26 protein-coding genes, 1 tRNA gene and 1 pseudogene are annotated in these 26,666 nt (G+C 63.6%); 22 read left to right on the top strand and 6 right to left on the bottom strand.

Annotation, left to right across the window (positions count from 1 at the left end):
• Positions 1-24: 24 nt before the first annotated feature.
• The 6 genes from ACH5N8_RS11635 (at position 25) to ACH5N8_RS11610 (ending at position 7,027) form a co-directional block, all read left to right on the top strand.
• Positions 25-109, top strand: a tRNA-Leu gene (locus tag ACH5N8_RS11635).
• A gap of 134 nt (positions 110-243) precedes the next feature.
• The gene (tgt, locus tag ACH5N8_RS11630; RefSeq protein WP_483283185.1) at positions 244-1,359 is read left to right on the top strand and encodes a tRNA guanosine(34) transglycosylase Tgt; all 1,116 of its coding nucleotides are present in this window, start codon (positions 244-246) and stop codon (positions 1,357-1,359) included.
• A 35-nt stretch (positions 1,360-1,394) separates the two neighbouring features.
• Positions 1,395-1,748 carry a preprotein translocase subunit YajC gene (gene yajC / locus ACH5N8_RS11625; protein WP_460026890.1) on the top strand — a complete coding sequence of 118 codons (354 nt, stop codon included), beginning with the start codon at positions 1,395-1,397 and terminating at the stop codon, positions 1,746-1,748.
• Between the two features lie 53 nt (positions 1,749-1,801).
• Entirely contained in the window at positions 1,802-3,643 is a 1,842-nt protein-coding gene (gene secD / locus ACH5N8_RS11620; protein WP_483281420.1) for a protein translocase subunit SecD, read from the top strand.
• A 34-nt stretch (positions 3,644-3,677) separates the two neighbouring features.
• Positions 3,678-4,622: a protein translocase subunit SecF gene (gene secF, locus ACH5N8_RS11615; RefSeq protein WP_483281419.1), complete on the top strand. Its 945-nt coding sequence runs from the start codon at positions 3,678-3,680 to the stop codon at positions 4,620-4,622.
• A 92-nt stretch (positions 4,623-4,714) separates the two neighbouring features.
• The gene (locus ACH5N8_RS11610) at positions 4,715-7,027 is read left to right on the top strand and encodes a Tex family protein (protein WP_483281418.1); all 2,313 of its coding nucleotides are present in this window, start codon (positions 4,715-4,717) and stop codon (positions 7,025-7,027) included.
• Here ACH5N8_RS11610 and ACH5N8_RS11605 read toward each other — a convergent pair.
• The gene (locus ACH5N8_RS11605; protein ID WP_460026894.1) at positions 7,024-7,683 is read right to left on the bottom strand and encodes a protein-L-isoaspartate(D-aspartate) O-methyltransferase; all 660 of its coding nucleotides are present in this window, start codon (positions 7,681-7,683) and stop codon (positions 7,024-7,026) included. The two genes, ACH5N8_RS11610 and ACH5N8_RS11605, sit on opposite strands and share 4 nt — an antisense overlap.
• Complete coding sequence (gene surE, locus ACH5N8_RS11600) at positions 7,683-8,435, bottom strand: 5'/3'-nucleotidase SurE (protein WP_460026895.1); 753 nt, start codon at positions 8,433-8,435, stop codon at positions 7,683-7,685. Before surE ends, ACH5N8_RS11605 begins: the two co-directional genes overlap by 1 nt.
• Before the next feature lie 110 nt (positions 8,436-8,545).
• Between surE and ACH5N8_RS11595 the strand changes: the two genes are divergently transcribed.
• The 3 genes and pseudogenes from ACH5N8_RS11595 to ACH5N8_RS11585 all read left to right on the top strand — a co-directional run.
• Positions 8,546-9,136, top strand: coding sequence for a DUF4202 domain-containing protein (locus tag ACH5N8_RS11595; RefSeq protein WP_483281417.1), 591 nt, complete (start codon positions 8,546-8,548; stop codon positions 9,134-9,136).
• 9 nt (positions 9,137-9,145) lie between these two features.
• Positions 9,146-9,454, top strand: coding sequence for a cation diffusion facilitator family transporter (locus ACH5N8_RS11590; protein WP_483281416.1), 309 nt, complete (start codon positions 9,146-9,148; stop codon positions 9,452-9,454).
• A pseudogene (locus ACH5N8_RS11585) lies at positions 9,424-9,942 on the top strand (cation diffusion facilitator family transporter); the annotation flags it as partial. The gene ACH5N8_RS11590 and the pseudogene ACH5N8_RS11585, both read left to right, overlap by 31 nt.
• A gap of 89 nt (positions 9,943-10,031) precedes the next feature.
• Here ACH5N8_RS11585 and ACH5N8_RS11580 read toward each other — a convergent pair.
• Entirely contained in the window at positions 10,032-11,297 is a 1,266-nt protein-coding gene (locus tag ACH5N8_RS11580) for an FCSD flavin-binding domain-containing protein (RefSeq protein ID WP_483281415.1), read from the bottom strand.
• 3 nt (positions 11,298-11,300) lie between these two features.
• Positions 11,301-11,609, bottom strand: coding sequence for a c-type cytochrome (locus tag ACH5N8_RS11575; RefSeq protein WP_483281414.1), 309 nt, complete (start codon positions 11,607-11,609; stop codon positions 11,301-11,303).
• A 317-nt stretch (positions 11,610-11,926) separates the two neighbouring features.
• Here ACH5N8_RS11575 and amoC point away from each other — a divergent pair, with 317 nt between their 5' ends.
• The 4 genes from amoC (at position 11,927) to ACH5N8_RS11555 (ending at position 15,823) form a co-directional block, all read left to right on the top strand.
• Positions 11,927-12,703 (top strand): bacterial ammonia monooxygenase, subunit AmoC, encoded by a 777-nt coding sequence (amoC, locus tag ACH5N8_RS11570; protein WP_483281413.1) that lies wholly within the window; start codon positions 11,927-11,929, stop codon positions 12,701-12,703.
• Positions 12,704-12,827: 124 nt separating this feature from the next.
• A complete protein-coding gene (gene amoA, locus ACH5N8_RS11565; RefSeq protein ID WP_483281412.1) occupies positions 12,828-13,571 on the top strand; it encodes a bacterial ammonia monooxygenase, subunit AmoA in 744 nt (247 codons plus the stop codon).
• A gap of 82 nt (positions 13,572-13,653) precedes the next feature.
• Positions 13,654-14,898: a bacterial ammonia monooxygenase, subunit AmoB gene (amoB, locus tag ACH5N8_RS11560; protein WP_483281411.1), complete on the top strand. Its 1,245-nt coding sequence runs from the start codon at positions 13,654-13,656 to the stop codon at positions 14,896-14,898.
• 145 nt (positions 14,899-15,043) lie between these two features.
• Entirely contained in the window at positions 15,044-15,823 is a 780-nt protein-coding gene (locus ACH5N8_RS11555) for a TatD family hydrolase (protein WP_483281410.1), read from the top strand.
• Between the two features lie 17 nt (positions 15,824-15,840).
• On the opposite strand, the gene ACH5N8_RS11550 is transcribed toward ACH5N8_RS11555, so the two are convergent.
• Positions 15,841-16,665, bottom strand: a complete 825-nt coding sequence (locus tag ACH5N8_RS11550) for an undecaprenyl-diphosphate phosphatase (protein WP_483281409.1) — start codon at positions 16,663-16,665, stop codon at positions 15,841-15,843.
• A 248-nt stretch (positions 16,666-16,913) separates the two neighbouring features.
• On the opposite strand from ACH5N8_RS11550, the gene ACH5N8_RS11545 reads away from it, so the two are divergent.
• Genes ACH5N8_RS11545 through ACH5N8_RS11535 form a run of 3 tightly spaced genes read left to right on the top strand, consistent with a single transcriptional unit; the run spans position 16,914 to position 20,560 of the window.
• Positions 16,914-18,080, top strand: coding sequence for an acetate/propionate family kinase (locus ACH5N8_RS11545; protein WP_483281408.1), 1,167 nt, complete (start codon positions 16,914-16,916; stop codon positions 18,078-18,080).
• A gap of 39 nt (positions 18,081-18,119) precedes the next feature.
• Positions 18,120-20,312, top strand: coding sequence for a phosphate acetyltransferase (gene pta, locus ACH5N8_RS11540; RefSeq protein ID WP_483281407.1), 2,193 nt, complete (start codon positions 18,120-18,122; stop codon positions 20,310-20,312).
• Positions 20,313-20,317: 5 nt separating this feature from the next.
• A complete protein-coding gene (locus ACH5N8_RS11535; RefSeq protein WP_460026284.1) occupies positions 20,318-20,560 on the top strand; it encodes a hypothetical protein in 243 nt (80 codons plus the stop codon).
• Positions 20,561-20,667: 107 nt separating this feature from the next.
• On the opposite strand, the gene ACH5N8_RS11530 is transcribed toward ACH5N8_RS11535, so the two are convergent.
• The gene (locus ACH5N8_RS11530; RefSeq protein ID WP_483281406.1) at positions 20,668-21,237 is read right to left on the bottom strand and encodes a CDP-alcohol phosphatidyltransferase family protein; all 570 of its coding nucleotides are present in this window, start codon (positions 21,235-21,237) and stop codon (positions 20,668-20,670) included.
• A gap of 151 nt (positions 21,238-21,388) precedes the next feature.
• Here ACH5N8_RS11530 and purM point away from each other — a divergent pair, with 151 nt between their 5' ends.
• The 6 genes from purM (at position 21,389) to ACH5N8_RS11500 (ending at position 26,643) form a co-directional block, all read left to right on the top strand.
• Positions 21,389-22,450 carry a phosphoribosylformylglycinamidine cyclo-ligase gene (gene purM / locus ACH5N8_RS11525; protein ID WP_483281405.1) on the top strand — a complete coding sequence of 354 codons (1,062 nt, stop codon included), beginning with the start codon at positions 21,389-21,391 and terminating at the stop codon, positions 22,448-22,450.
• 11 nt (positions 22,451-22,461) lie between these two features.
• The gene (locus ACH5N8_RS11520) at positions 22,462-23,232 is read left to right on the top strand and encodes a glycosyltransferase family 2 protein (RefSeq protein WP_483281404.1); all 771 of its coding nucleotides are present in this window, start codon (positions 22,462-22,464) and stop codon (positions 23,230-23,232) included.
• Between the two features lie 10 nt (positions 23,233-23,242).
• Positions 23,243-23,614: a cupin domain-containing protein gene (locus ACH5N8_RS11515; RefSeq protein ID WP_460026288.1), complete on the top strand. Its 372-nt coding sequence runs from the start codon at positions 23,243-23,245 to the stop codon at positions 23,612-23,614.
• Between the two features lie 20 nt (positions 23,615-23,634).
• On the top strand, positions 23,635-24,054 hold the full coding sequence (locus ACH5N8_RS11510) for a hypothetical protein (RefSeq protein ID WP_483281403.1): 420 nt from the start codon (positions 23,635-23,637) through the stop codon (positions 24,052-24,054).
• A 97-nt stretch (positions 24,055-24,151) separates the two neighbouring features.
• Complete coding sequence (locus ACH5N8_RS11505; protein WP_483281402.1) at positions 24,152-24,784, top strand: DUF2760 domain-containing protein; 633 nt, start codon at positions 24,152-24,154, stop codon at positions 24,782-24,784.
• Positions 24,781-26,643 (top strand): Hsp70 family protein, encoded by a 1,863-nt coding sequence (locus tag ACH5N8_RS11500; RefSeq protein ID WP_483281401.1) that lies wholly within the window; start codon positions 24,781-24,783, stop codon positions 26,641-26,643. Before ACH5N8_RS11505 ends, ACH5N8_RS11500 begins: the two co-directional genes overlap by 4 nt.
• The last annotated feature ends 23 nt before the right edge of the window (positions 26,644-26,666 follow it).

Below are 26,666 nucleotides of genomic sequence, written 5' to 3'. Positions count from 1 at the left end.
TCTGTTGCTGCCCGATGTTTTCTGGCCGATGTGGTGAAATTGGTAGACACGCCATCTTGAGGGGGTGGTGACGAAAGTCGTGTCGGTTCAAATCCGACCATCGGCACCAATTGAATGTCCTAGGGCATCCTAGGCAATCCATGAAACCCGCTAGCCGCAAGGCTTAGCGGGTTTTTTGTCTCTGCTCGCGTCGGGATGCTCTGCACCTACGGCAGTCAAGGCCTGTTTTGGTTTTCTGAAAAGATGAAATTCAGCATCACTGGCACGGATGGAACCGCGCGTCGCGGTGAATTGCATTTCCCGCGTGGCGTGGTCCATACGCCGGCATTCATGCCCGTCGGTACGTATGGGACGGTCAAGGCCATGACACCGGAGGAATTGCGCGAACTGGGTGCCGAGATCGTTCTCGGCAATACGTTCCATCTGATGCTGCGACCCGGGACCGAGGTCATCCGGCGACATGGCGATCTGCACGATTTCATGCACTGGAGCGGCCCGATCCTGACCGATTCGGGTGGGTTCCAGGTCTTCAGTCTCGGTGCCATGCGCAAGATCAGCGAGGCCGGCGTGATGTTCCAGTCGCCCATCGATGGTGACCAGATATTCTTGGGTCCGGAAGAGTCCATGGCAGTGCAGCGTGCCCTCGGGTCGGATATCGTCATGATTTTCGATGAGTGCACGCCGTATCCTGCCACCTACGAACAGGCAGCGAATTCGATGCGCTTGTCGTTGCGCTGGGCTGCGCGCAGTCGCAGCGCCCATGGTGACAACCCGGCAGCCTTGTTTGCCATCGTCCAAGGCGGCGTCTACGAGGAACTGCGTCTGGAATCTGCGCGCGAGTTGCAGGCGATCGGGTTTGATGGCTACGCCATCGGTGGTCTCTCGGTCGGCGAGCCCAAGGAGGACCGTGCGCGTGTTCTGGCAGCTGTGGTTCCCGCGTTGCCCACTGGCAAACCCCGTTACCTGATGGGGGTGGGCACGCCGGAAGACATTGTCGAGGCGGTACGGGTGGGTATCGACATGTTCGATTGCGTGATGCCGACCCGCAACGCCCGCAACGGTCACCTGTTCACCCGTCACGGCACCCTGCGGATTCGCAATCGCACCTACCGGGACGATGTGCGCCCGCTGGATCCCGAATGCGCGTGCTATACCTGCCGGAATTACAGTCGCGCCTATCTGCGGCACCTGGACAAATGTGGCGAGATGCTTGGGGCGCGGCTCAACACCCTTCACAACCTGCATTATTATCAGGAACTTATGTTTGGCTTGCGGGCGGCTATCGGCGAAGGCCGGCTGGACGACTTCGTGTCCGAGTTCTATCGCCTGCGCCATGAGGCACAGGCTTTTATGGCATAATCCGTTACTTTATCGCCCGCATGAGGAGCTAGATCATGGGTTTTTTCATTGCTGATGCCTTGGCCGAGGCCGCCCCGGGTGCGGGAGCCCAGGACCCGGGTTTCGTCGGCCTGATTCTGCCGCTTGGCATCATGGTCGCCTTTTACTTCCTTTTCATTCTCCCGCAGCAACGGAAGACCAAGGAACACAAGAAGATGGTCGACTCCCTCGGCAAGGGCAGCGAGGTGGTGACCACCGGGGGCTTGCTGGGCCGGATTGTCGATCTCGACGAGAATTTCGTGCAGTTGGAACTGGCTGACAACGTCCAGGTACATGTCCAGCGAAATGCCGTTGCCTCGCTACTCCCCAAGGGTACCTACAAGACCCGAAAGAAAAACGATAAAAGCTGAGTCGGCTCTCATCCGGGCTGGCATCGGTGTCATTGCGCTACTAGGCGGCCATCATGCGAAATCATTTTCCGCTCTGGAAAAATATCCTCATCCTTCTCACGCTTGCCGTGGCAGTGATTTATTCCCTGCCGAATTTCTATGGCGAAGATCCTTCCGTCCAGTTGTCGCCATTGAGAGGCTCCACCCTCGACGAGGGGCTGGTCAAGCAAGCCGAGACGGCATTGGCTGATGCCGGTTTGAAGCCGAAATCCGTCGAGCTCGGTGACAAAAGGCTCCTGCTGCGCCTTGGCGATACCGATGCCCAGCTCAAGGCGTCCGACGCCCTGGAGAACCAGTTTGGCGAGCGTTATACCGTGGCGCTGAACCTGGCGCCGGCGACGCCCGGCTGGCTGCGGGCCATCAATGCAGCGCCGATGTATCTGGGGTTGGATCTCCGGGGTGGCGTGCACTTCCTCATGCAGGTCGATATGGAGGCGGCCATCAAGCAGGCCGAGGAGCGTTACCTGGAGGATATCCGCACGCTGCTGCGCGACAGCAAGATCCAATACACCTCGGTGGATCGCAACAACCATGTCATCGAGGTCAAGTTCCCTGACGCGTCAACCCTGGGCCAGGCGGAGACGACCCTGAAGCGCGAGGTTCGCGGCCTGCTGTTCGACGATGACGGCACCGTGCTCAAGGGCCGCATGACCGATGCCGATGTGCGCGAGATCCGGCGCCTGGCGGTCGCCCAGAACGTGACAACCCTCAGGAACCGCATCAACGAACTGGGTGTGGCGGAGCCCGTCATCCAGCAACAGGGCGAGGATCGCATCGTTGTCCAGTTGCCGGGCGTGCAGGATACGGCGCGCGCCAAGGAAATCCTTGGCGCCACGGCAACGCTGGAATTCCGCATGGTCGATACCGAACACCCGACGCCGACCGACGAAACCAAGACCCCTATCGGTTCCAAGCTCTACAAGGACCGCAATGGCCGCCCGGTGCTGCTGCAACGCAAGATCATCGTGACCGGTGACCAGATCATCGATGCGTCCTCCGGTATCGAGCAGCAATCCGGCTCCGCAGCGGTTTTCATTACCCTGAATGGCCCCGGTGCCCGCAAGATGGCGGAGACCACCAAGGAAAACATCAACAAGCCGATGGCGGTGGTCTATATCGAGAACAAGAGCGAGACCAAGGACGTCAACGGCCAGAAGGTGACCACCAAGAAGACGGTGGAAGAGGTCATCAACATTGCCACCATTCGTGACCGTTTCAGCAAGCGTTTCCAGATCAGCGGCCTGGATGGCACCGACGAGGCTCGCAATCTGGCGCTGTTGCTGCGTTCCGGCGCACTGGCGGCACCGGTCGACATCGTCGAGGAGCGCACCATCGGCCCGAGTCTGGGCAAGGAGAACATCGAGCAGGGTACCCGTTCGTTCATCATCGGCTTCATCCTGATCGGGGTGGTGATGATGCTTTACTACAAGGTCTTCGGTGTGATCGCGGTGATGACGCTATTGTTCAATGTCGCGCTGATTCTCTCGATCTTGTCCGCACTGCAGGCCACCCTGACCCTGCCGGGCATTGCCGGTATCACGCTGACCATCGGCATGGCCGTCGACGCCAACGTGCTCATCTATGAGCGCATCAAGGAGGAACTGCGCAATGGTTCCTCGATACAGGCCAGCATCTATGCCGGTTTCGAACGCGCCTTTGCCACCATCTTCGACTCCAACATCACCACACTGCTGGCAGCCCTGATGCTGTTCGGCATCGGTTCGGGACCCATCAAGGGATTTGCCGTCACTCTGACCATCGGCATTCTCACCTCGATGTTCACCGCCGTGATGTGTACCCGCATGATGGTGAACTTCATCTACGGTCAGCGCCGCGTCGACAAGCTCTGGATCTGATTCGACCAACGATATTTACGAGGAGATGACCGCCATGGTCGAAAGGACAACCCCCGTGCAGCCTTTTCATATCGACTTCATGGGCAAACGTGGCCTGTGGGTCACCATTTCCGCGATTCTGAGCCTGGTTGCCATCGTTTCGCTCTTTGCCCGTGGCCTCAACTATGCCGTTGACTTCACCGGTGGCACGGTGATCGAGGCCGCCTTCGGAAACCCGGTGGATCTGCCCGATCTGCGCGTGCGCCTGGAAAAGGCCGGATTCGACAATCCAACCGTGCAAAACTTTGGCAGTTCCAAGGAAGTGCTGATCCGGCTGGCGCCGCAGGATAATGTCACGAACCAGGAGATCAGGCCCAGAGTATTGGGCGCGATCAACGAGGGCTCCAGCAATCGCGCCGACATCAACCGCATCGAGTTTGTCGGCCCGCAGGTCGGGGACGACCTTGCCGAAGGCGCCATACTCGCCCTCATCATGGCTACACTGGGTATCCTGGTCTACGTGGCCTGGCGCTTCGAGTGGCGCTTCTCGGCGGGAGCGATCCTGGCGACCCTCCACGACATCGTCATGATTGTCGGCATCTTTGCGCTGTTTCAGTGGGAATTCGATCTCAGTGTGTTGGCCGCCGTGCTTGCGATCATGGGCTACTCGCTCAACGACACCATCGTGGTGTTCGATCGCATTCGGGAAAATTTCCGCAAGATCCGCCGTTCGGACACCATCGAGGTCGTCAATCTGTCCATCAATGAAACCCTGAGCCGTACCTTGATGACTTCGTTTCTGACCCTGCTGACCGTGATCGCCATGGCTATCTGGGGAGGCGATGTGATCCACAACTTTGCCTTGGCCCTGATCATCGGCATCGTGGTCGGTACCTACTCGTCCATTTATGTGGCCAGCGCGCTGGCGGTACGGCTTGGCATCAGCCGCGCCGACATGCTGGTTCCCGAAAAGGAAGGCGCCGCCGACGGTCGCCCCTGATCACCTGCTTGCTGTTGCGCAAAAGGGCCGCTTAATGTGGCCTTTTTGCTGTTTGTCATCTTGTTATCGGTTTCTCCAAGGACAGGCTCTCCATGGATATAGCTTCCCAGATCGCCGAGGAACTTGGCGTCAAACGTCATCAGGTTCAATCCGCCATCCAGTTGCTTGACGGGGGGGCGACGGTTCCCTTCATCGCGCGCTACCGGAAGGAGGCAACCGGCGCACTCGACGATACCCAACTGCGCGCCCTGGCGTCGCGCCTCGATTACCTGCGGGAGCTGGATGAACGCCGGCAGGCCGTTCTTTCCAGCATCCGCGAACAGGGCAAGCTGGCGCCCGAACTGGAACAGGCCATTCTGGCGGCCGATACCAAGACCCGGCTGGAAGACCTGTACCTGCCCTACAAACCCAAGCGCCGCACCAAGGCGCAGATTGCGCGCGCAGCGGGACTCGAGCCCCTGGCGCTGGATTTGCTGAACAATCCGGAGAAATCGCCCGAACAGGAAGCCCTCCGGTATCTCAATCCGGAACATGGCGTCGATGATGGTGCGGCCGCCCTGGATGGCGCTCGCCAGATATTGATGGAACGTTTTGCCGAGAATCCGGCCACGGTGGCGGAAATTCGCGAAAAAATCTGGCAGGAGGGCCTGCTCGTTTCCCGGGTGATCGCGGGCAAGGAGGATGAGGGAATCAAATTCCGCGATTACTTCGCCTATGAGGAAGCCATCGCCAAGCTTCCCTCGCACCGGGTGTTGGCGCTGTTCCGCGGTCGCAAGGAAGGGTTTCTGGAGCTGACGCTCAGGCCAGGCGCGGACGAGGATGCAGCCCATGCCTCCGCAATGGGACGGATCGGGCGACAGGAAGGCGTTGCCGATCGAGCTCGCCCAGCCGATCGCTGGCTGGCCGATTGCGTTCGCTATGCCTGGAAGATCAAGCTGTTCCCGCGCATCGATCTCGATCTCAAGCAATGCCTCAAGGAGGCTGCCGAGCACGAGGCGATACGGGTCTTCGCCATGAATCTCAAGGATCTGCTGCTGGCGGCGCCGGCAGGTCCGCGGGCCACGATGGGGCTCGATCCGGGGTTGCGCACCGGTGTGAAGGTGGCTGTCATCGACCCTACCGGCAAGTTGCTGGAAACGGCGACCATCTACCCGCACGCGCCGCGTCATGACCGAGAGCCGTCCATGGCCACGCTGGCGGCCCTGGCGGCCCGCCATCGGGTCGATCTCGTTGCCATCGGCAACGGTACGGCGTCGCGCGAGACCGATCAGCTGGTGGCGGATCTCACGAGTCGGCACCCGCAGCTGGGTTTGACCCGGATTGTCGTTTCCGAAGCCGGAGCCTCGGTGTATTCGGCCTCGGAATTGGCCGCACGCGAATTCCCGGCGCTCGATGTGTCCCTGCGGGGTGCGGTTTCCATCGCCCGCCGGCTGCAGGATCCGCTGGCCGAACTGGTCAAGATCGATCCCAAGGCCATCGGTGTCGGCCAGTACCAGCATGACGTCAATCAGGCGCAACTGGCCCGGAGTCTGGACGCCGTCGTCGAGGATTGCGTGAATGCGGTGGGCGTGGATGTCAACACCGCGTCCCGCTCACTGTTGCAGTATGTCTCCGGGCTATCGCCCACCCTGAGCCAGAATATCGTCGACTTCCGCGATCGCAACGGGCCGTTCCAGCGGCGCGAGGATCTCAGGCAAGTGCCGCGCTTCGGCGACAAGACCTTCGAGCAGGCGGCCGGCTTTCTCCGCATCATGAGCGGCAGCAATCCCCTGGATGCTTCCGCCGTGCATCCCGAGGCCTATCCGGTGGTGGATCGCCTGCGCCAGCAAAGCGGCAGGGATATCCGCGATCTGATCGGCAATTCCGCTTTTCTGCGCAGTGTCAATGCCGCCAGCTTCACCGACGACCGGTTCGGCTTGCCGACGGTCGCGGATATTCTCAGGGAACTGGAGAAGCCCGGTCGCGATCCTCGCCCGGAGTTCAGGACCGCCCGCTTCAAGGCGGGAATTTCCGGCATCGCCGATCTTGAGCCCGGCATGGCGCTGGAGGGGGTGGTGACCAACGTGGCCAATTTCGGCGCCTTCGTCGATATCGGGGTGCACCAGGATGGCCTGGTCCATATCTCGCACCTGGCCGACAGTTTCGTGAAGGATCCGCGGCAGGTGGTCAAGGCCGGCGATGTGGTCCAGGTCAAGGTGCTGGAAGTCGATGTCGCACGCAAGCGGATCTCGCTGAGCATGAAGCGTGCGGCCGTGACCGCCGAGGATTCCGGCCGGGGGCAGGTCCGGCCCGCGGTCCGGTCGGGAGATACCGGGGCGAAAGCTCGGGCGGCTCAGGCCCCGGTCGGCGGTGCCATGGCCGATGCCCTTCAGCGCGCACTCAAGAGTGGTCGCCAGGGCGGCTAGAGGATGCCGGGCAGGAACGGGACGAAATTGACCGGCTCGATATCCTCGACCCGGAAACCCGACTCGTTGCGGGTGACTCGCTTGAGTATCTGGCGGTCACCCTGGCCGACCGGGATGATCATCACGCTGCGGCGGGCCATTTGTGCCAGCAGGGTTTCCGGAATCTCGCTCGGTGCAGCCGCGGCGAGGATCGCGTCATAGGGCGCGTATTCCTCCCAGCCCCAGCCACCGTCGCTATGTTTGAACCGCACATTGCGAAGCTGCAATTCCTGCAAGTGCTGACGTGCCCGCTGCTGGAGCGGATAGATGCGCTCCACCGAATATACCCGTTTGACCAGTTGCGCCAGGATTGCCGTCTGGTAACCCGAGCCGGTGCCGACTTCAAGGACCTTGTCGAGCGGCCCGGATTCCAGCAAGAGCTCGGTCATTCGTGCCACGATGTAGGGCTGGGAGATGGTCTGATTGAAGCCGATGGGCAGGGCCGTATCTTCGTAGGCCCGACTGGCCAAGGCTTCCTCGACGAACAGGTGGCGGGGCGTTTCCAGCATGACCCGGAGGACATCGGGATGGGCGACACCCTGTTCCCTGAGGCGGGCGATCATGCGTTCCCGGGTGCGCCGGGACGTCATGCCGATGCCGGCAAAGCGTGGATTCATCAATCGTCCAGGTCATCGAGCCAGCCCGCCAGCGTCTCGATGCGGTCATAGCGGGTCAGGTCGATCTGCAGCGGCGTGACGGACACGAAACCTTCGCGGATGGCATGGAAATCGGTGCCCGGACCCGCATCCTGTTCAGGCCCCGCGGCGCCGACCCAGTAGATCTCGCGGCCGCGCGGATCGACTGTGCGGATGACGGGTTCGGCCCGGTGGCGTTGTCCCAGGCGGCAGGACTTGAACCCGCGCAGGGCTTCCCAGGGTACATCGGGGACGTTGACGTTGAGGATGGTGTCCGCTGGCAGGGGATGGCGCCGGATGCGCTCCAGCAGGGAAAGTGCGACGCGGCCGGCGGTCTCGAAGTGGTGCGGTGTCGACGAGGCCAGGGAAATGGCGACGGCCGGCAGCCCCAGGAAACGCCCTTCGGTGGCGGCGGCCACCGTGCCGGAATAGATGACATCGTCCCCCAGATTCGAGCCATGGTTGATGCCGGCAAAGACCATGTCGGGTTCCCGGTCCAGAAGCCCGGTGATGGCAAGGTGCACGCAGTCGGTGGGGGTGCCGTTGACACGCAGGAAGCCGTTTTCCGCCCGACTGATGCGCAGCGGCACTTCCAGTGTCAGGGAGTTGCTGGCGCCGCTGCGGTTGCTTTCCGGCGCCACCACGGTAACGTCGACCTGTGAACTCAGCGCTTTGGCCAGGGTCTTCAGTCCCTCGGCGGAATATCCGTCATCGTTGCTGACCAGAATATGCATCGCTTCCCTCGCTTGATGAGCCGATTTTACACCACAGCCTCAGGCCCGGCGCGGCCCGCTAAAATGCTCAGTGACCCCACTTTCGACCTCACCACCTTGCACTCTGAACGATGACTGCCCTTCAACTTGGCCACGTACTGGAACTCATCGACCGGGCAAACGCTGCCGACCCGCACACGGAAATCGCCGACGGCGTCGAGCGGCCGCGCGAATGGCTCTATGGCCAGCGCATGTCGACCTGGCTGCAGCGCATTTGCCCGGATGCCTCGGAGCATCTCAAGATCGCCGCCCGGGGCCAGCATATCCGGCGCTGGGAGGTGCCGCGCGATACCTATCCCGCGTCGCGCGAGGGCTATCTACAATGGCGCACCTATCTCTACCGCTTTCATGCCGACCACCTGGCCGAACTGATGGCCGCCGCGGGTTACGGGGCGGCGGATATCGAACGGGTCGGGTACATCGTCCAGAAGCGGGGACTCAAGACCGACCCGGAAGTCCAGACACTGGAGGATGTCATCTGCCTGGTGTTTCTCGAGCATCATCTTGCCGGTTTCGCCGCCAGCCAGGATCCTGACAAGCTGGTCGAGATCGTCCGCAAGACCTGGAGGAAGATGTCCGAACGGGGGCACGACTTCGCCCTCCAACTGCCGTTTTCCGACACCATCCGCCCGCTTCTGGCCAAGGCGCTCGGGACTGCCTGACGGCGATTCATGAAACCTGGATCCCTCACGCGCTTCGCCTGGCTTTCCATTGCCGCGGCCCTGCTGACCATGGCTCTCAAGGCCTATGCCTACCGGGTCACCGGTTCCGTTGGCCTGCTGTCGGATGCGGCCGAGTCGGTGCTCAACCTGGTGGCGGCGGTGGTCGCCTTGCTGGTCCTGTGGTTTGCCACCAGGCCAGCCGATGCCGGCCATCCTTTCGGGCATGGCAAGCTGGAGTATTTCGCCAGTGGCTTCGAGGGCGGGCTGATCCTCGTGCGGCCGGCGGCATTGCCTGGACGGCCTGGCAGCGCTGGCTGACGCCGCAGCCCCTGCAGGCGCTCGATCTGGGGCTTGCCGTGTCGCTGCTGGCCGGTCTGGCCAACGGCGCTGTCGGTCTGACCCTTGTCCGCGTAGGGCGGCGCCATGGCTCGATCACGCTGGAGGCGGATGGCCATCATCTGCTTGCCGATGTCTGGACAACGGTGGCCATCCTTCTGGCGCTGCTGGGCGCTCTGCGAACCGGCTGGCTGTGGCTGGACCCCGCCATCGCCGGATTGGCCGCCATCCAGATCGTCTGGTCCAGCATCCAGCTGATCCGCCGTTCGATAGCCGGCCTGCTCGACACTGTCCTGCCCCGGCATGAGCAATCCCGCATCGAAGCCATCCTGGACGACTATGCCCGCCAGGGTATCCAGTTCCACGATCTCAGGGCCCGGGCCTCGGGCCACAACCGCTTCGTGAACCTGCATGTTCTGGTAGCGGGGGAGTGGAGCGTTCGGCAGGGGCATGCGCTTGCCGAGGAGATCGAACAGGCCATCGCCTCGGCCCTGGCCAACACCCGGGTGGTCACGCACCTGGAACCCCTGGGCGACCAGGTCTCCTTTGCCTCACCACGTCAGCCGAACGTCTGCTCCAGCAGTAGCGCGTACCAGTCGCGCGCGTACACTGCTTCCCGGCGCCAGTCGCCATCGGGTGCCGTCTCGCCGCTGGCGAGGGTCGACAGACGGTGCCCGTCGGGCTCGTACCCGTAGACCCCGGTGACGGAAATGGCCTGATCCGCCGCTACGAAGCTGTAACAATGGTTGATCAGCCGTGGCGGCGGCGAGGGGAGACCGCTCAGCGAGGCGATGATGGCCGTCGCACAGACCCTGGCTTGTGCCTGCGCAGCAAAGGCCGATTTCGGCATGGGCGAGACCGCAGCGGCGTCCCCGATCACGTGAATGCCAGGCTGGCGGCTCGATTCAAACGTCAGTGGCTCGACGGGACACCAGCCGGAAGCATCGGCGAGGTCCGCCTGCCACGCCAGCTGGCCGGCGCGCTGGGGCGGGATGACATTGAGCACATCGGCGGCATGTCGACCGAATTCGGTATGCACAACCCGCCGCGATACATCGATATGGTCGATATCGCCCTCCTGCTCGGCGGATACCCATTCGATCATTCCGGGATAGAGTGAACGCCAGGCCTGCTGGAAGGCCGCCTGCTTGGAGAATCGGGTTTTGGCGTCGAGGAGGATGATCTTGCCCGAGGGGTTGTGTCGCCGCAGATAGGCCGCCATCAGCGAGGCACGCTCATAGGGACCCGGAGGGCAGCGGTAGGGCAGGTCCGGGATTGTGATGACAATGGTCCCGCCCGGACGCATCGCAGCCAACTGGGCCTGCAGCAGCCGGGTCTGCGGGCCACCCTTCCAGGCGTGGGGCACGCCATGGCTGGCGGTTTCGTCGTATCCCGCGATGGCATCCCAGCGCAAGTCGATGCCGGGCGCGACCACCAACCGGTCATAGGGCAGGGCATCGCCGTTTTCCAGCCTCGCGAATCGTCGCGTGGCGTCGACTGCGAGCACATTGGCTCTCACCATCCGGATACCGAGCGTTTCGCCCGCGGCCAAGTAGTTTTGCACCAGACCTTGCGGCGAGGCCAGACCGGCAATCACCGCATTCGAGCCCAGGCAGCGCTCGTAGTGGCGGTGTCGTTCCACCAGGGTGACACGCAGTTCCGGCGCCCACCGTTTCAGGCTCCGGGCCACATTCAAACCGCCGAATCCGGCTCCGACGACAACGATATGGGCCTTGTCCAGCCGGGGACGCACACCCGAGCCAGGCCGGCAGGCGCCAAGGGCAAGCGATCCCGCGGCAAGCTGGATGAAGCGCCGACGGTTCATCGACTAATGGACCGGCACAGGCAGCCGGGCGAAATGCCTGGCCAGCTGCACGAGCTCATCATCGCCGTAGCCCCGCGCGATACGCGGCATGACGGTACCTTGTCGACGGCCTGTCTTGTAGTCCAGCAGAACGCTGCTCAGTACCCCGAATGACCGTCCCCGCAGTGCCGGCAGTACTCCATGCCCCTCGCCATGCACGCCATGGCAGGCCGCGCAGGATTCAGCCAGGGGCCCGATGGCCGAGGCTTCCTCGCCGTGGGCTGCGGGGGTCAGGATCAGTGCGACCAGCAGAAAATCGAGGAGATGCGGCATGTGGACGAAAGCGGGACGGCACCAGGGGCAGGCGAGGTATTGTATCGCCGACGGTTGACAAGCCATTGACAAAAAGCCGGCTGAGCGGAGCCGTTCGGGCATCCGTATCCGCCCTTCGAATTGTAACGTGTTGAAATTCAATTGGTGCGACAAAATGTCGCATTTTTTATTGACAGGCGGGGGCGGGGTGGTAGACTGCGCCTCACTCTGAGGACCGGGGTACGGCCACAGCGACAGACTGGGGTCGTCAACATCGAAGGACTGAAGCTCAAGGGTGCGGCAACGCACCGCAAGTCAAAACACAAGAGGTAACGACTATGGCAGTAACAACTGCGGGTGTAGGCGCGGCGGACAAGCCGTTGCTGGACAAGGCATGGCTGAGCTTTGCGTTCGCCATTTATTTTGTTTTCTACATGTGGGTACGCTGGTATGAAGGCGTGTACGGCTGGTCCGCTGGCCTGGACTCCTTCGCACCGGAGTTCGAGACCTACTGGATGAACTTCCTGTACACCGAAATCGTACTGGAAGTGGTCACCGCCTCCATCCTGTGGGGCTACATCTGGAAGACCCGCGACCGCAACCTGGCCGCGGTCGAGCCGCGTGAAGAACTGCGTCGCAACATGACCCACCTGATCTGGCTGTTCGCCTATGCGAATGCCATCTACTGGGGTGCCTCGTACTTCACCGAGCAGGACGGCACCTGGCACCAGACGATCGTGCGCGACACCGACTTCACCCCGTCGCACATCATCGAGTTCTACCTGAGCTACCCGATCTACATCATCACCGGCTTTGGCGCCTTCCTGTACGCCAAGACCCGTCTGCCCTTCTTCGCGGACGGTCTGTCGCTGCCGTACCTGGTGACTGTCGTCGGTCCGTTCATGATTCTGCCGAACGTCGGCCTGAACGAGTGGGGTCACACCTTCTGGTTCATGGAAGAGCTGTTCGTCGCCCCGCTGCACTACGGCTTTGTCTTCTTCGGCTGGCTGGCGCTGGCCATCGCAGGCGTCCTGCTGCAAGTTTTCGCAAGCTTCGGCAACCTGATCGGCAACACTGTCTGTGAAGCCGTTGATCAGGGTCTGATCGCCAAGTAAGCGGAAAACCGGCGGCCCGCCGGCTGCAAGGCCACGGTCTTGCGGACGACGGGCCCCGGCCACTGGTTTGGGCGGCGGGCCACCGCCGCCCGAACGACAACAAAAGCAACCTTTGGAGGTATACATGAGCGCACTTAACTCAGCCGTACGGTCCCATGCCGAAGCGGTGTCAGTGTCCCGGACCGTCGACTGGCTGGGCCTGTTCGTCTTCTTCTTCGTCGTCTGTGGTTCCTACCACATTCACGCCATGCTCACCATGGGTGACTGGGACTTCTGGTCCGACTGGAAAGACCGTCGTCTGTGGGTCACCGTCACCCCGATCGTACTGGTCACCTTCCCGGCTGCCGTCCAGTACTTCCTGTGGGAGCGCTTCCGTCAGCCGTGGGGTGCCACCGTCTGCGTACTGGCCCTGCTGTTCGGTGAATGGGTCAACCGCTACTTCAACTTCTGGGGCTGGACCTACTTCCCCGTCAACTTCGTCTTCCCGGCGATCCTGACCCCGGGTGCGATCCTGCTCGACACCGTACTGCTCCTGTCCGGCAGCTACCTGTTCACCGCCATCATCGGCGCCATGGGCTGGGGCCTCATCTTCTACCCGGGCAACTGGCCGATCATCGCCCCGCTGCACGTACCGGTGGAATACAACGGCATGCTGATGTCCATCGCCGACATCCAGGGCTACAACTACGTACGTACCGGCACCCCCGAGTACATCCGTATGGTAGAGAAGGGCACCCTGCGTACCTTCGGTAAGGACGTCGCACCGGTATCCGCCTTCTTCTCGGCCTTCATGTCCATCCTGATCTACTTCATGTGGCATTTCGTAGGCCGCTGGTTCGCCAACGTCCGCTTCATCAAGCAGTCCTAAGAGACGGCCGAACCCACGAACGACAACGACCGCCCGGCATATTCCGGCGCGGTACACCCGAAAACTCGAGAGAGGAAGAACCATGAAACTACTCAAAGACCGGATCGCCAAATGGTCCATGGTCAGCCTGCTGACCGCCTTTGCCGCGACCAGCTTCTACGCCCCGAATGCCGCTGCCCACGGTGAAAAGTCCCAGGCCGCCTTCATGCGTATGCGTACCATCCACTGGTACGACCTGAAGTGGTCCAAGGAAAAGGTCAAGGTCAACGAAACTGTCGAAATCACCGGCAAGTTCCACGTCTTCGAAGGTTGGCCCGAGACCGTTGACGCACCGGAATCGGCGTTCCTGAACATCGGTATCCCCGGTCCCGTGTTCATCCGCAAGGAATCCTACATTGGTGGCCAGCTGGTACCGCGTTCGGTCCGTCTGGAAATCGGCAAGACCTACGACTTCAAGGTCGTCCTCAAGGCACGTCGTCCGGGTGACTGGCACGTCCACACCATGATGAACGTCGAAGGCGGCGGTCCGATCATCGGCCCGGGCAAGTGGATCACCATCGAAGGCTCCATGGGCGAGTTCAAGAACCCGCTCACCACCCTGACCGGTCAGACCATTGACCTTGAGACCTACAACCTCGAGAACACCTACTTCTGGCACGCCTTCTGGTATGCCTTCGGCCTGGCCTGGATCATCTACTGGATCCGCCGTCCGGTGTTCCTGCCCCGCTTCCTGCTGGTCAACGCTGGCCGTGCCAACGAACTGGTTTCCGGCACCGACCGCAAGATTGGCATGGGCTTCGCAGCCGCCACCCTGCTGATCGTCATCTTCGCGATGTCGACCGCCAACAGCAAGTACCCGATCACCATCCCGCTGCAGGCGGGCACGATGCGTGGCATGAAGCCGGCGGTTGACGAGAAGTCCACCATTGCCGTCAAGGTGGAAGACGCAACCTACCGCGTTCCGGGTCGTGCAATGCGCATGAAGCTGACCATCACCAACAACGGTGACAAGGCTGTCCGTCTGGGTGAGTTCTACACCGCCTCCGTTCGTTTCCTGGATTCCGACGTCTACAAGGACACCACCGGCTATCCGGAAGACCTTCTGGCGGAAGACGGTCTGGAAGTCAGCGACAACAGCCCGATCGCTGCGGGTGAGACCCGCACCGTTGAGGTGACCGCATCCGACGCGGCGTGGGAAGTGTATCGTCTGTCCGACATCATCTACGATCCGGACAGCCGCTTCGCCGGTCTGCTGTTCTTCTTCGATGCACAGGGCAACCGTCAGATCAGCCAGATCGACGCGCCGCTGATCCCGTCCTTCATGTAAGGTACGGTGGGTGCCGGGTTCGTCCCGGTACCCCGATCCTCGCGGATCACCAAAGCCTCCCATCGTCAGATGGGGGGCTTTTTTTGCTTATCGGACCGGAAAACCAGTCTTCTCCCAACCGCCAACATACTATTGAGAGCAACCTATGCTGGTCGACTCACATTGCCATCTGGACCGCCTGGATCTCGGCCCCTATGACCAGGACTTCGGTCGCTGTGTCGCAGAGACCGTCGCCGGGGGCGTGCAGCAGATGCTCTGCGTTTCCATCACGCTGGAGAAATATTCGGCCATGCGCGCACTGGTCGAACCCCACCGGGAAATTGCCGTATCGGTCGGGGTGCACCCCAACGAGGAAAACTGTCACGAACCGACCGTCGAGGAACTGGTGGAACTGGCACGCGACTCCCGTGTGGTTGCGATCGGCGAAACCGGTCTCGACTATTTTCGCGGCGAAGCGGACAGGCGAGCCCAGCAATCGCGTTTCAGAACCCATATTCGGGCGGCGATCACGGCCAACAAACCTCTGATCATCCACACGCGCGAGGCCCGGCTCGATACCCTGACGATCCTGCGGGAGGAGGGTGCCGATGCCGTTGGCGGTGTGCTGCACTGCTTTACCGAGGATTGGGATACCGCACGAGCCGCCCTAGAGTTGAATTTCTACATCTCGCTGTCGGGAATACTTACCTTCCGGAATGCGGAGTCACTACGCGAGATTGCCAGGAAACTGCCGGAAGACCGCGTGCTGATCGAGACGGACTCCCCTTATCTGGCGCCCATTCCCAAGCGGGGAAAGCCGAACTATCCGGCCTATGTGCGTTATGTTGCCGCTTCCCTCGCGGAATTGCGCGGCCTGAGCCTCGAGCGCATGGCCGAGCTTACGACCCGAAACTACCACGATTTATTCGGTTCCGGGCACGCATGAAGCGGCCCGAACCGGGCTCAGGGTTGCGTCCAGTCGACCAGTCCCCACTGCCAGGTGGCGATGACGACGAGCCCGAAGGCAATGCGATACCAGGCAAACAGCGTGAAATCGTGGCTGGCGATATAGCGCAGCAGCCAGCGCACGCAAACGAAAGCCGAGACGAAGGCCGAGATGAAGCCCATCCCCCACATGCCGAAATCGTCCAGGTTCAGCAGCGCCCGCTCCTTATATAGCTCATAGAGCGTGGCAACGATCAGCGTGGGAATGGCCAGGAAGAATGAGAATTCGGTCGCGGCCTTGCGGGAAAGTCCGAACAGCAAACCGCCGATGATGGTCGAGCCCGAGCGCGAGGTCCCCGGGATGAGGGCAAATGCCTGGGCCAGGCCCATTTTGAGGGCATCCATGGCCCTCATCTCGTCGACCGACTGGATGCGGATCCGGTGCGTGCGCTTCTCCGCCCAGATGATGACCAGCGCGCCGAGGATGAACGCCAGCGCGACCGGTATCGGCTGGAACAGGTGGGCCTTGATGGCCTTGCCGAAGGCGAGGCCGAGCACTGCCAGCGGCAGGAAGGCAATCACCAGGTTGATGACGAATTGCCGGGCGGATTTTTCTCCCGGCAGGCCCTTGGCCACCCCCCAGAGACGGCTGCGGTATTCCCAGCAGACCGCCAGGATCGCTCCCGACTGGATGACGATCTCGAACAGTTTCCCCCGCTCGTTGTTGAACCCCAACAGGTCGCCCGCCAGGATCAGGTGGCCGGTGCTGGAAATCGGGAGGAATTCGGTAAAGCCTTCGACCAGCCCGAGTATCAGGGCCTTGAGCAGCAGGAGGATGTCCATTCGGAGAATCGGCGGTTGGCTGTGATGGGGGTGAAAAGGCTGACCGTGGCAGGCACGCGGCTCCCTCTCGGTCGCGAGCAAACCGTCCGGCTGCCGACGGCAAAGGCGCGCATTTTGCCAGACTCGGGTATCCACCGGGGAAATCCCGCATCACATCGATGGCAACACTCTGTCGATGGCTGCCCCGATAGTGGATGCCACCGGACAATGATAGGCTCCACCCCTGTCAATATTTCCCCGGCGATGCCATGACCTCCAATGTGCTGGTGCTCAATTCCGGCAGCTCCTCCGTCAAGTACCGCCTGTTCCGGAGCGATCGGATCGAGGATGGTCATCCGCTGGCATCCGATGTGATCCAGCGCATCGGCGAGCCCGATTCTCCGATACAGGATCATCGTCAGGCCATCCGGCAAATAGTGCAGAGGCTGGAGGACGAGGGCTGCCTAGGTGCCGGCGAACTGCGAGCGGTAGGCCATCGTGTCGTGCATGGCGGCGAAGCGTTCGACCGGGCAGTGGTGGTGGATGAGCCCGTGCTTGACGCGATCCGCCGGGCGGTGGTCCTGGCACCCCTGCACAATCCCGCCAATCTGCTCGGGATCGAGGCTTGCCGCCAGCAGTGGCCGGCTGTGCCGCAGGTGGCCGTCTTCGATACCGCGTTTCACCAGACGCTGCCGGAAGCGGCCTTCCGCTATGCGATTCCCTCCGCGGCGTACCGGGAGCACGGCATCCGCCGATATGGCTTTCATGGGACTTCCTTCGCCTACATTACCCGGTATCTGGCAGAGCACTGGGGCCGGCCGCGTGCCGAACTGAACCTCATCGTCCTGCACCTCGGCAATGGCGCCAGTGCCTGCGCCATCCACAACGGTCGCAGCATCGACACTTCCATGGGCATGACACCGCTCGCCGGGCTGATGATGGGAACCCGCTGTGGCGATATCGATCCCGGCGTGCTGCTTTACTGGCAGGAGCAGCTGGGCGCGGGCGCCGCCGAGGTTTCCCGCTGGCTGAACCGCGACAGTGGTCTCAAGGGAATCGCCGGCACCAACGACATGCGTGACGTTCTGGCCGCGTCCGGGGCAGATCCGGCCGCGGATCTCGCCCTGGCGATGTATGCCCATCGGCTGCGGCACTATATCGGCGCCTATCGGGCGCAGCTGCCACAGCTCGACGCCCTGGTCTTCACCGGTGGCATCGGCGAGCATGCGGCACCGGTGCGCGAGCATGCCTGCCGAGGGCTGGAACACCTGGGCTTCTGCCTCGATGCGGAAGCCAATCGCCATCCACCGGCGGGCGTGGCCGAAATCCAGGCGATGGAATCGCCCGTCAGGATACTGATCGTGCCCACGGATGAAGAGGCGGAAATCGCCCGCCAGTCGCTGGAGGCGCTGGAATCGCATCGGCGCAAGGCCTAGGCGCGGTTGCCGCGCCCCGCTTCACAGGAAACCTCCTTCATGACCCGTTCCGTCTACATCAGCACGGCCGAACCCGGTAGCGGCAAGGTTGTCATCGCTCTCGGCCTGGTCGAACTGGCCCTGCGCCAGACCACCCGCGTCTGCTTCTACCGCCCGGTTATCCAGCAGCCCGTCCATGGTCCCCGCGACGAGGACATCGACCTGATTCTGCGTCACTTCAACCTGCCGCAGACCTACGAGGAGTCGTTTGCCTGGTATTTGCCGGCACTTCAGGAGCGGCTCGGCAATCACCGCGAGGATGAGGTGCTCGAGCGCATCATCGAGGGCTACAAACGCCTCGAACGGCAATACGAGTTCATCCTGATCGAAGGCACCGACTTTCTCGGCCATGTCCCGGCGCTGGAGTTCGACCTCAACGCACTGATCGCCCGCAACCTGGCCGCGCCGGTGCTGGTGGTCGGCAATGCTTCCGGCCGCACCGTGCGCGAATCCATCGATGCCATCCACCTTGCCGTCGACGCCTACGAGGAAAAGAGCTGCCAGGTGGCGGGCGTGGTTCTCAACAAGGCCCAGCCCGAGGCCATCGAGCCGTTGCGGCAGGGTCTGACCGATGAGCTCGGCGTGGCCGGCAAGCTGGTGGCGGTTTTTCCCTTCGATCGTGTCCTGGAGGCGCCGACGGTTCGCGAGGTGGCCGAGCAGCTCGGCGCGCGGGTGCTGTTCGGGCGCGAGCGGCTGGACAACCTGGTCAGCGATTATCTGGTTGCCGCCATGCATCTGCAGAACCTCCTGGCCTGGCTTGAAAGCGACCAGCTGATCCTGACCCCCGGCGATCGTGCCGATGTCCTGCTGGGCATCATCGAGGCCGATCGCTCGGTCAACTATCCGCGTCTGGCGGGCTTGGTGCTGACCTCCGGAATCCAGCCCGATCCGGAGGTTTTCCAGCTGGTCGAGGGGTTGCGGGAGTCGCTGCCCATTCTCAGCGTCGGCGAGGATACCTACACGGTCGCCTCACGGCTGGAGCGCATCCATGCCGGCATCAAGCCGGAGGATCAGGACAAGATTCAGCGTTCGCTTGCCCTGTTCGAGCGACATACCGATCTCGACTGCATCGTGCGGCAGTTCGACGCCTTGCCTGCCGGCGGCATGACGCCGCGCATGTTCACCTACAACCTGGTCCAGCAGGCCCGCAGCCATCCCCAGCGCATTGTCTTGCCGGAAGGCAGCGAGCCGCGCATTCTCAAGGCCACCGCCGACCTGCTGGCGCGCGGCATCGCCGACATCATCCTGCTCGGCAGCCGGGAAGCGATCGAGCAGGCCGTCCGGACGCATGGGATCGATCTGGACCTGGCGCACGTCCGCATCATCGAACCGGCGCGCAGTCCCCTGCTGGAAACCTACGCCCAGACCTATTACAGCCTGCGCCGCCACAAGGGCATGACGCTGGATACCGCCCGCGACTGCCTGCAGGATGTCGCCTATTTCGGCACCCTGATGGTCTACCATGGCGACGCCGACGGCATGGTTTCCGGCGCCGTGCACACGACCCAGCACACGATCCGTCCGGCTCTGCAGATTATCAAGACCCGTCCCGGGTTTTCCATCGTTTCCTCGGTATTCTTCATGTGCCTGGAGGATGGCGTCGTCGTCTATGGCGACTGCGCGGTGAATCCGGATCCGACCGCCCGGCAGCTGGCCGAGATTGCCGTCAGTTCGGCCGATACGGCGCAAGTCTTCGGTATCGAGCCCCGTGTCGCCCTGCTGTCCTATTCGACCGGTGAATCCGGTGTGGGCGCCGAGGTGGAGAAGGTGCGCGAGGCGGCGCGCATCGCCCATGCCCTGCGCCCGGAACTGGCGCTGGAGGGACCCATCCAGTACGATGCCGCCGTCGACGAGGGTGTTGCCGCCCTGAAGATGCCCGACTCGGCAGTGGCCGGTCATGCGACCGTATTTGTTTTCCCCGATCTCAATACCGGCAACAATACCTACAAGGCGGTGCAACGCGAGACCGGCGCCATCGCCATCGGCCCCATCCTGCAGGGTCTGCGCAAGCCGGTCAACGATCTGAGCCGGGGGTGTACCGTTGACGACATCATCAATACCGTGGTGATCACCGCCATTCAGGCCCAGCAGAACCATGCCATGCCTGCCGCCATGTCCGGGGAGACCCAATTTCTGGAACGGCGCCCGGACAACGAACCGGCTTCGTGCCGACCTTCGCAACCAGCTGGATGACTGCCATGAAACAGATAGTCGCCTATGGGTTGGTCCTGGTGGTCGCGGGCTGCTCGCAGCAGCCCGCCGAATCACCGGTGGCCAGGGTTGCTGCCCCGTCCCCCGGGCAGGCCAGGACCGGGAAGGTGACCCGGGAGATGATCCTGCTCGATGGCGGAAGCTGCGATGCAGCCGATGTCTGCCACGATCGCAAGAGCCAGCGGAATTACGACTGCGACGTGCCGTTCTATTGCGTGCCCATGCAGTGACGATCGTCGCCCGCCCGCACCGGGCACAGGCGACAGATGGGGGCTTCCGCTTGATCCGGAGAATCCGCCACCACCCGGCACCCGGGTACTCAGGATTCCGGAATGGTTCAGACGGAGAGATGCCGTCGGCGCTGCCAGTAGCGGCGGCTCCAGGTCAGGACATACAGCAGGCCGCTGAGCGTGGTGGTCAGGGTGACGGCGCCGACCAGCGTCGGAATGCCGGCAGTCGACAGGCGCGGCCAGTGGGGCTGGACCAGAATCACGAAGACCAGCAGCAGCTGGCAGAAGGTGTTGAGCTTGCTCAGCAGGGAAGGCTGGCCGTCGAACGGCTCCAGCAGGAAGTAATAGGCGAGGGCCCCCAGAAAGATGATGCCGTCGCGGGCGATGACCAGCGCTGCGAGCCAGCCGGGAATCAGGCCCAGCCAGGCCAGGCCGAGATAGCTCGAGACCAGCAGCAGCTTGTCGGCGATGGGATCGAGATACGAGCCCAGCCGCGACTGCCAGCCGAAATAGCGGGCCAGGAAGCCGTCCACCCCATCGGACAGGCCGGCCACGGTGAACCACACCAGCGCGCGGTCGAACTGGCGCGTCAGCAATGCCTCGACGACCGGCAGCACCAGGAAAATGCGAGCGATCGAGATCAGGTTGGGGATGTGGCGCGCTGGCAATCTCAGCATTCCGGCTCCGGTAGGCGTCGAAGCGTGCGAGGCATGTAAAATAGCACAATCATTCCGGCACCCTGCCCGATGAGCTTCCTATGCAACCCCACGGTTCATTCGCCCCGCTGCGGCGGCCGGCGATAACCTCCACTGGTCGGAGACCCTGAGCTTGAATTCCACCGAGACCGACGTATCCCTGGACTACCGCAGCGCCGGTGTCGACATCGAGGCGGGCAACGCCCTGGTTGAACGCATCAAGCCCGTGGCGGCCGGAACCCGCGTGCCCGGTGTGCTGGGCGGCCTCGGCGGATTCGGTTCGTTGTTCGAACTGCCGCTGGACCGGTACCGGCAGCCCGTGCTGGTGGCCGGCACCGACGGGGTCGGCACCAAGCTCAAGCTGGCCATCGAGTCCGGGCGACATGCGGGCGTCGGCATCGACCTGGTCGCCATGTGTGCCAACGACATCGTCGTCCAGGGTGCCGAACCCCTGTTCTTCCTCGACTACTATGCCACCGGCAAGCTGGATGTCGAGGTTGCCGCCGCGGTCATCGGCGGCATCGGCCGCGGCTGCGAACTGGCAGGTTGCGCCCTGGTCGGCGGCGAAACGGCCGAGATGCCGGGCATGTACGCCGCGGGCGATTACGACCTCGCCGGCTTCTGCGTCGGGGTGGTGGAAAAGTCCGCCATTCTCGATGGCTCCCGCGTCCGGGCCGGCGACCGGTTGATCGGACTCGCTTCCTCCGGCCCGCATGCCAATGGCTACTCCCTGATCCGCAGGATCCTGGAACTGTCCGCGGGTCGACCGCTGCCGGATATCGATGGCCGGCCCCTGCTGGATTGCCTGATGGCGCCGACCCGGATCTACGTCAAGAGTCTGCTCCGGCTGATGCAGGCGCTGCCGGTGCATGCGCTGGCGCACATCACCGGCGGCGGCATTACCGAGAATCTGCCCCGCGTGCTGCCGAAAGGCACCGAGGCGCAGGTCGATCTTGCCGCCTGGAGGCGCCCGCCCGTGTTCGACTGGCTGAAGACGCAGGGCCGTGTCGCCGAAGCGGAGATGCTGAAGACCTTCAACTGCGGCATCGGCATGATCGTGATCGTGGCGCCCGGCGATGTGCCCGAGGCGCTCCGCATGCTCGAGGGGGCCGGCGAGACCGCTGCCGTCATCGGCGAAGTCGCGGCTGCCGGGGCGGATGCCGCACCGATTGTCCGCTACCGCAACGCCTGGTAGGGGGTAGCGGCATGCAGGAAAGACTCAGCATCGTGGTGCCGGTCCACAACGAGGCCGACAATGTCCGCCCCCTGATCGAGGAGATCGATGCCGCCGTGGCAGGGCTGGGCCCTTGTGAAATCCTGTTTGTGGATGACGGCAGCAGCGACGACACCCTGGCGCGCCTGATCGCCCTGAAGCCCGAATTTCCGCATCTGCGCGTCATCCAGCATCGGCAATGCTGCGGCCAGAGCACGGCGCTCAGGACCGGCATCGTTGCCGCGAACGGATCGGTCATCGCGACCCTGGACGGTGACGGCCAGAACGATCCCGCCAACATTCCAGCCCTTTTCGATGCCTGGCAGGCGCTCAGGCAGACGGCCGGCTGGGCGTTGATCGCCGGTTACCGCCGGCACCGCAAGGACACGGGCTGGCGCCGGTTTTCCTCGCGGTTTGCCAATGGCATCCGCGCGGCACTGCTGAAGGACGCGACCCCGGATACCGGCTGTGGCCTGAAGCTGTTCGATCGCGACCTGTTTCTGGCCATGCCTTATTTCGATCACATGCACCGTTTCCTGCCCGCCCTGGCGCAGCGCGCGGGCGCCCGGGTACAGTCGGTCGAGGTCAATCATCGTCCGCGCCTGCGCGGGCAGTCCAAGTACGGCACCTGGCATCGGCTGTGGGTCGGCATCTGGGATTTGCTGGGGGTCATGTGGCTGCAGCGGCGCGCCCACATCCCCGACATCCGGGAGATTTCCGCCGCTTCCCTGGAATCTTCCGCCCGTTCAATGCTGCCAACGTGAGGTGAACGCCATGCGTCATTCATCGATCCTGCTGAGCTCTTGGCTGGCTCTGGGGTTGTCCGGTCCCGTGTGCGCCGAGGAAGTGCCCATGCCGCCCCGGCAAACCCTGCTGGAGCAGTCGGTCGAGTTGCCGAGCAACAAGGTCAGGGCGAGCGTGTTCCGCTTGACCCTGCCCAAGGGCTACAAGACGCCCCAGCATGTCCATGAGGGACCGGGGCCCCGCTATGTGGTCAAGGGCCGCGTCAAGATCGAGGAGGGCGGACTGGCGCGGGAGTACGGTCCCGGCCAGGTTTTCTGGGAGAGCGGCGCCGTCATGACGGCGGAGAACGTCAGCGAGGCCGAGGTCGAGCTGGTCGTCTTCGAAATTGCCCCCCAACCCTGACCATGACGACATTTCCCGACATGACATCCCTACGCATCCCGAATCCGGGGCTGCTGCTGGCAGCCCTTCTCATGCTCGCCGGGCCGTCCGGCGTCCGGGCAGCCGCCGAGCCCGAGCTCCAGCAGGAATGGCAGCCCACCACGCTGAGCGAGGCAACCCTGGCCAAGGTCAACCAGGGCGTCGAGGCCTACCAGAAATGCCTGAACGACGAGACGCGAGCGCACTACCAGGACAAGGATGATTCGCGTCGGGTCACGGACCTTATCCTGCGCAACTGCGAATCCAGGCTGACGGCCATCACGTCCGCCTTCGACGCCGAAAAGGTGCCCGGCGCCATTTCCGACCGCTATGTCCGCAGCAAGCGCTCGCGGGCGGCCCAGCAGGTGGTGCGGGTCGTCATGCAGGCGCAGGCGGCGCGCTATTCGGAAACCCATCCCTGACCGCCCGGGCCGGTGCTGCCCGGCCACGTCTGCCGAAGAGAGAACCACAACCCCGCCTTGCCTGCAGGCAAGGCGGTTTCATGCTGCGAGGTAACGAATGGAAATTGACATCAACCTGATACCGGCGACACTGGACGTCGTCCATGTCGGCCTGGCCGGCCTGGCCGCCGTGTCGCTGTTGCTGAGCCTTTTGCTCGCCATCATCGCGATCGTGGCCCTGAGGCGGAAGCCGGCGCCACTGCCCGTACCCGCCCCTGCGCCCGTCCCGCCGGTCGCCCCGAAGCCCCAGCCCGTCCCGCCTCCCCAGCCGGCCCGCAGCGAGCCCGTCAAGCCGGTGGTGATTCGCGAGTCCACGCCGGATGCCGCGTTGCAGCTACTTGGCCTGTTGCAGCAGGAGGCGCGCTTCATCGACTTCGTGCAGGAGGACATTGCCCGGCATGCCGATGCCGACATCGGTGCCGCCGTGCGCGTCGTGCACGAGGGGTGCCGCCGGGTGCTGAAGCAGCATTTCGAGCTGGAGCCGGTGCGCACCGAGTCCGAAGGCAGCCGCGTCACCCTGCCCAAGGGCTTCGATGCCTCGTCGGTGCGGGTCTCCGGTCATATCGTCGGCGAGCCGCCGTTTACCGGCGCGCTCATCCATCGCGGCTGGCGTGCCAGCCGGGTCAATCTGCCCAAACTGGCCGACGGCCATGATGCGCACGTCCTGGCGCCGGCGGAGGTGGAACTGTGAGCGAAGACATCCGCTATGCCGTGGGCATCGACCTGGGCACCACCCACAGCGTGGTGTCCTACGCCGCCCTCGACGAGGTCGATGGCGAACAGGTGGCCCTGACGGTCCTGGACCTCCCGCAGCTCACCGCGCCCGGCGTCATCGATGAAAAAAAGCAGCTGCCGTCCTTCCTCTATCTGCCGCACGAGGCCGAACTGGCAGCGTCCGACAGGGTTCTGCCTTGGGACAGTCAGCCCGAGCATGTCATCGGCGAACTGGCGCGCCAGCTCGGCAGCAAGACGCCGATCCGGCTGGTGGCCAGCGCCAAGAGCTGGCTGTCGCACGCCGGGGTCGATTGCCGCTCGGCCCTGCTGCCGTTGCAGTCGCCGGAAGAGGTCCCGCGCGTGTCGCCCCTGGACGCTTCCATCGCCTACCTCCGGCACATGCGCGATGCCTGGGATCAGGCCTTCCCCGACGCGCCGCTGGCGGAACAGGATATGGTGATCACCGTGCCGGCCTCGTTCGACCCGGCTGCCCGCGAACTGACGGCCGAGGCGGCCCGCACCATCGGTCTCAACCAGGCGGTGTTGCTGGAGGAGCCGCAGTCGGCGCTGTATAGCTGGATTCAGGCCAGCGCCGGCGGCTGGCGCGAGCAGGTCAAGCCCGGCGAGGTCATCCTGGTCGTTGACGTCGGCGGCGGCACCACCGACCTGTCGCTGATCGCCGTGACGGAGGATGACGGCAACCTCAGCCTGAACCGTATCGCCATCGGCGACCATATCCTGCTGGGCGGGGACAACATGGATCTGGCGCTTGCCTATGTGCTCCGCGGCAAGTTGCAGGCTGAAGGCAAGCGCCTGGAGCCCTGGCAGTTGCAGGCGCTGACCCATGCCTGCCGGGACGCCAAGGAGGCCCTGCTGTCGGACGAGGCACCGGACGAGGTCGCCATCGTCGTGCCCAGCCGGGGATCCTCGCTCATCGGCGGTGCCCTGCGCACCAGCCTGACCCGCGAGGAAGTCAACCAGGCCCTGGTCGAGGGATTCTTCCCGCCGGTGGAACTGGGCGATCATCCCGTCGCGCAGGCGCGCACCGGCCTTACCGCGCTGGGTTTGCCCTATGCCCAGGACGCCCGTGTCACCGCGCATCTGGCCGCCTTCCTCAGCCGCCAGCTGGGCGCGACCCGGGAGCTGGCCGGCTTCGAGCCGGACGGCAATGCCAGCTTCCTGCATCCCACCGCCGTGCTGCTGAATGGCGGCGTGTTCAAGTCGGCCGTGCTGTCCGGTCGCCTGCTGGAGGTGCTGAACGGCTGGCTGGCCGAGGATGCCGCTCCGGCTGTCCGGTTGCTGCAAGGCGGCGATCTGGATCTTGCCGTGTCGCGCGGCGCCGCCTTCTATGGTTGTGTCCGCCGGGGTCGTGGCGTCCGCATTCGCGGCGGCACGGCGGCGGCCTACTATGTCGGCGTCGAGAGCGCCATGCCGGCCGTGCCCGGCTTCCCGCCGCCGCTGGAGGCGCTGTGCATCGCACCGTTCGGCATGGAGGAGGGCACCGAGGCCGACCTGCCGCCCTACGAGTTCGGCGTCGTCGTCGGCGAGCCGGTGCATTTCCGCTTCTATGCCTCCACCGTCCGCCGCGACGATGTCGTCGGCACCCGCCTGGACTGGTGGCCCGAGGGCGAGCTGGAGGAACTGCCGGAAATCGAGGTGGTGCTGTCGGCCGAGCAGCACCGTCCTGGCGACATCGTGCCGGTGCAACTGGCCGCGCGCGTGACGGAAGTCGGCACCCTGCAGCTGGAGGCGGTGGCCAAGACCGGCGGGCAGCGCTGGAAGGTCGAGTTCGACGTCCGCGCCGAGGGCGAATCCGCCACCGAGGCGGTGGCCTGAGTCCCGCCCCCGGAGCGAGCGGC

It is taken from the genome of Methyloparacoccus sp. NF-16 (assembly GCF_056880625.1).
This window is presented reverse-complemented; position numbering and strand designations above follow the sequence as displayed.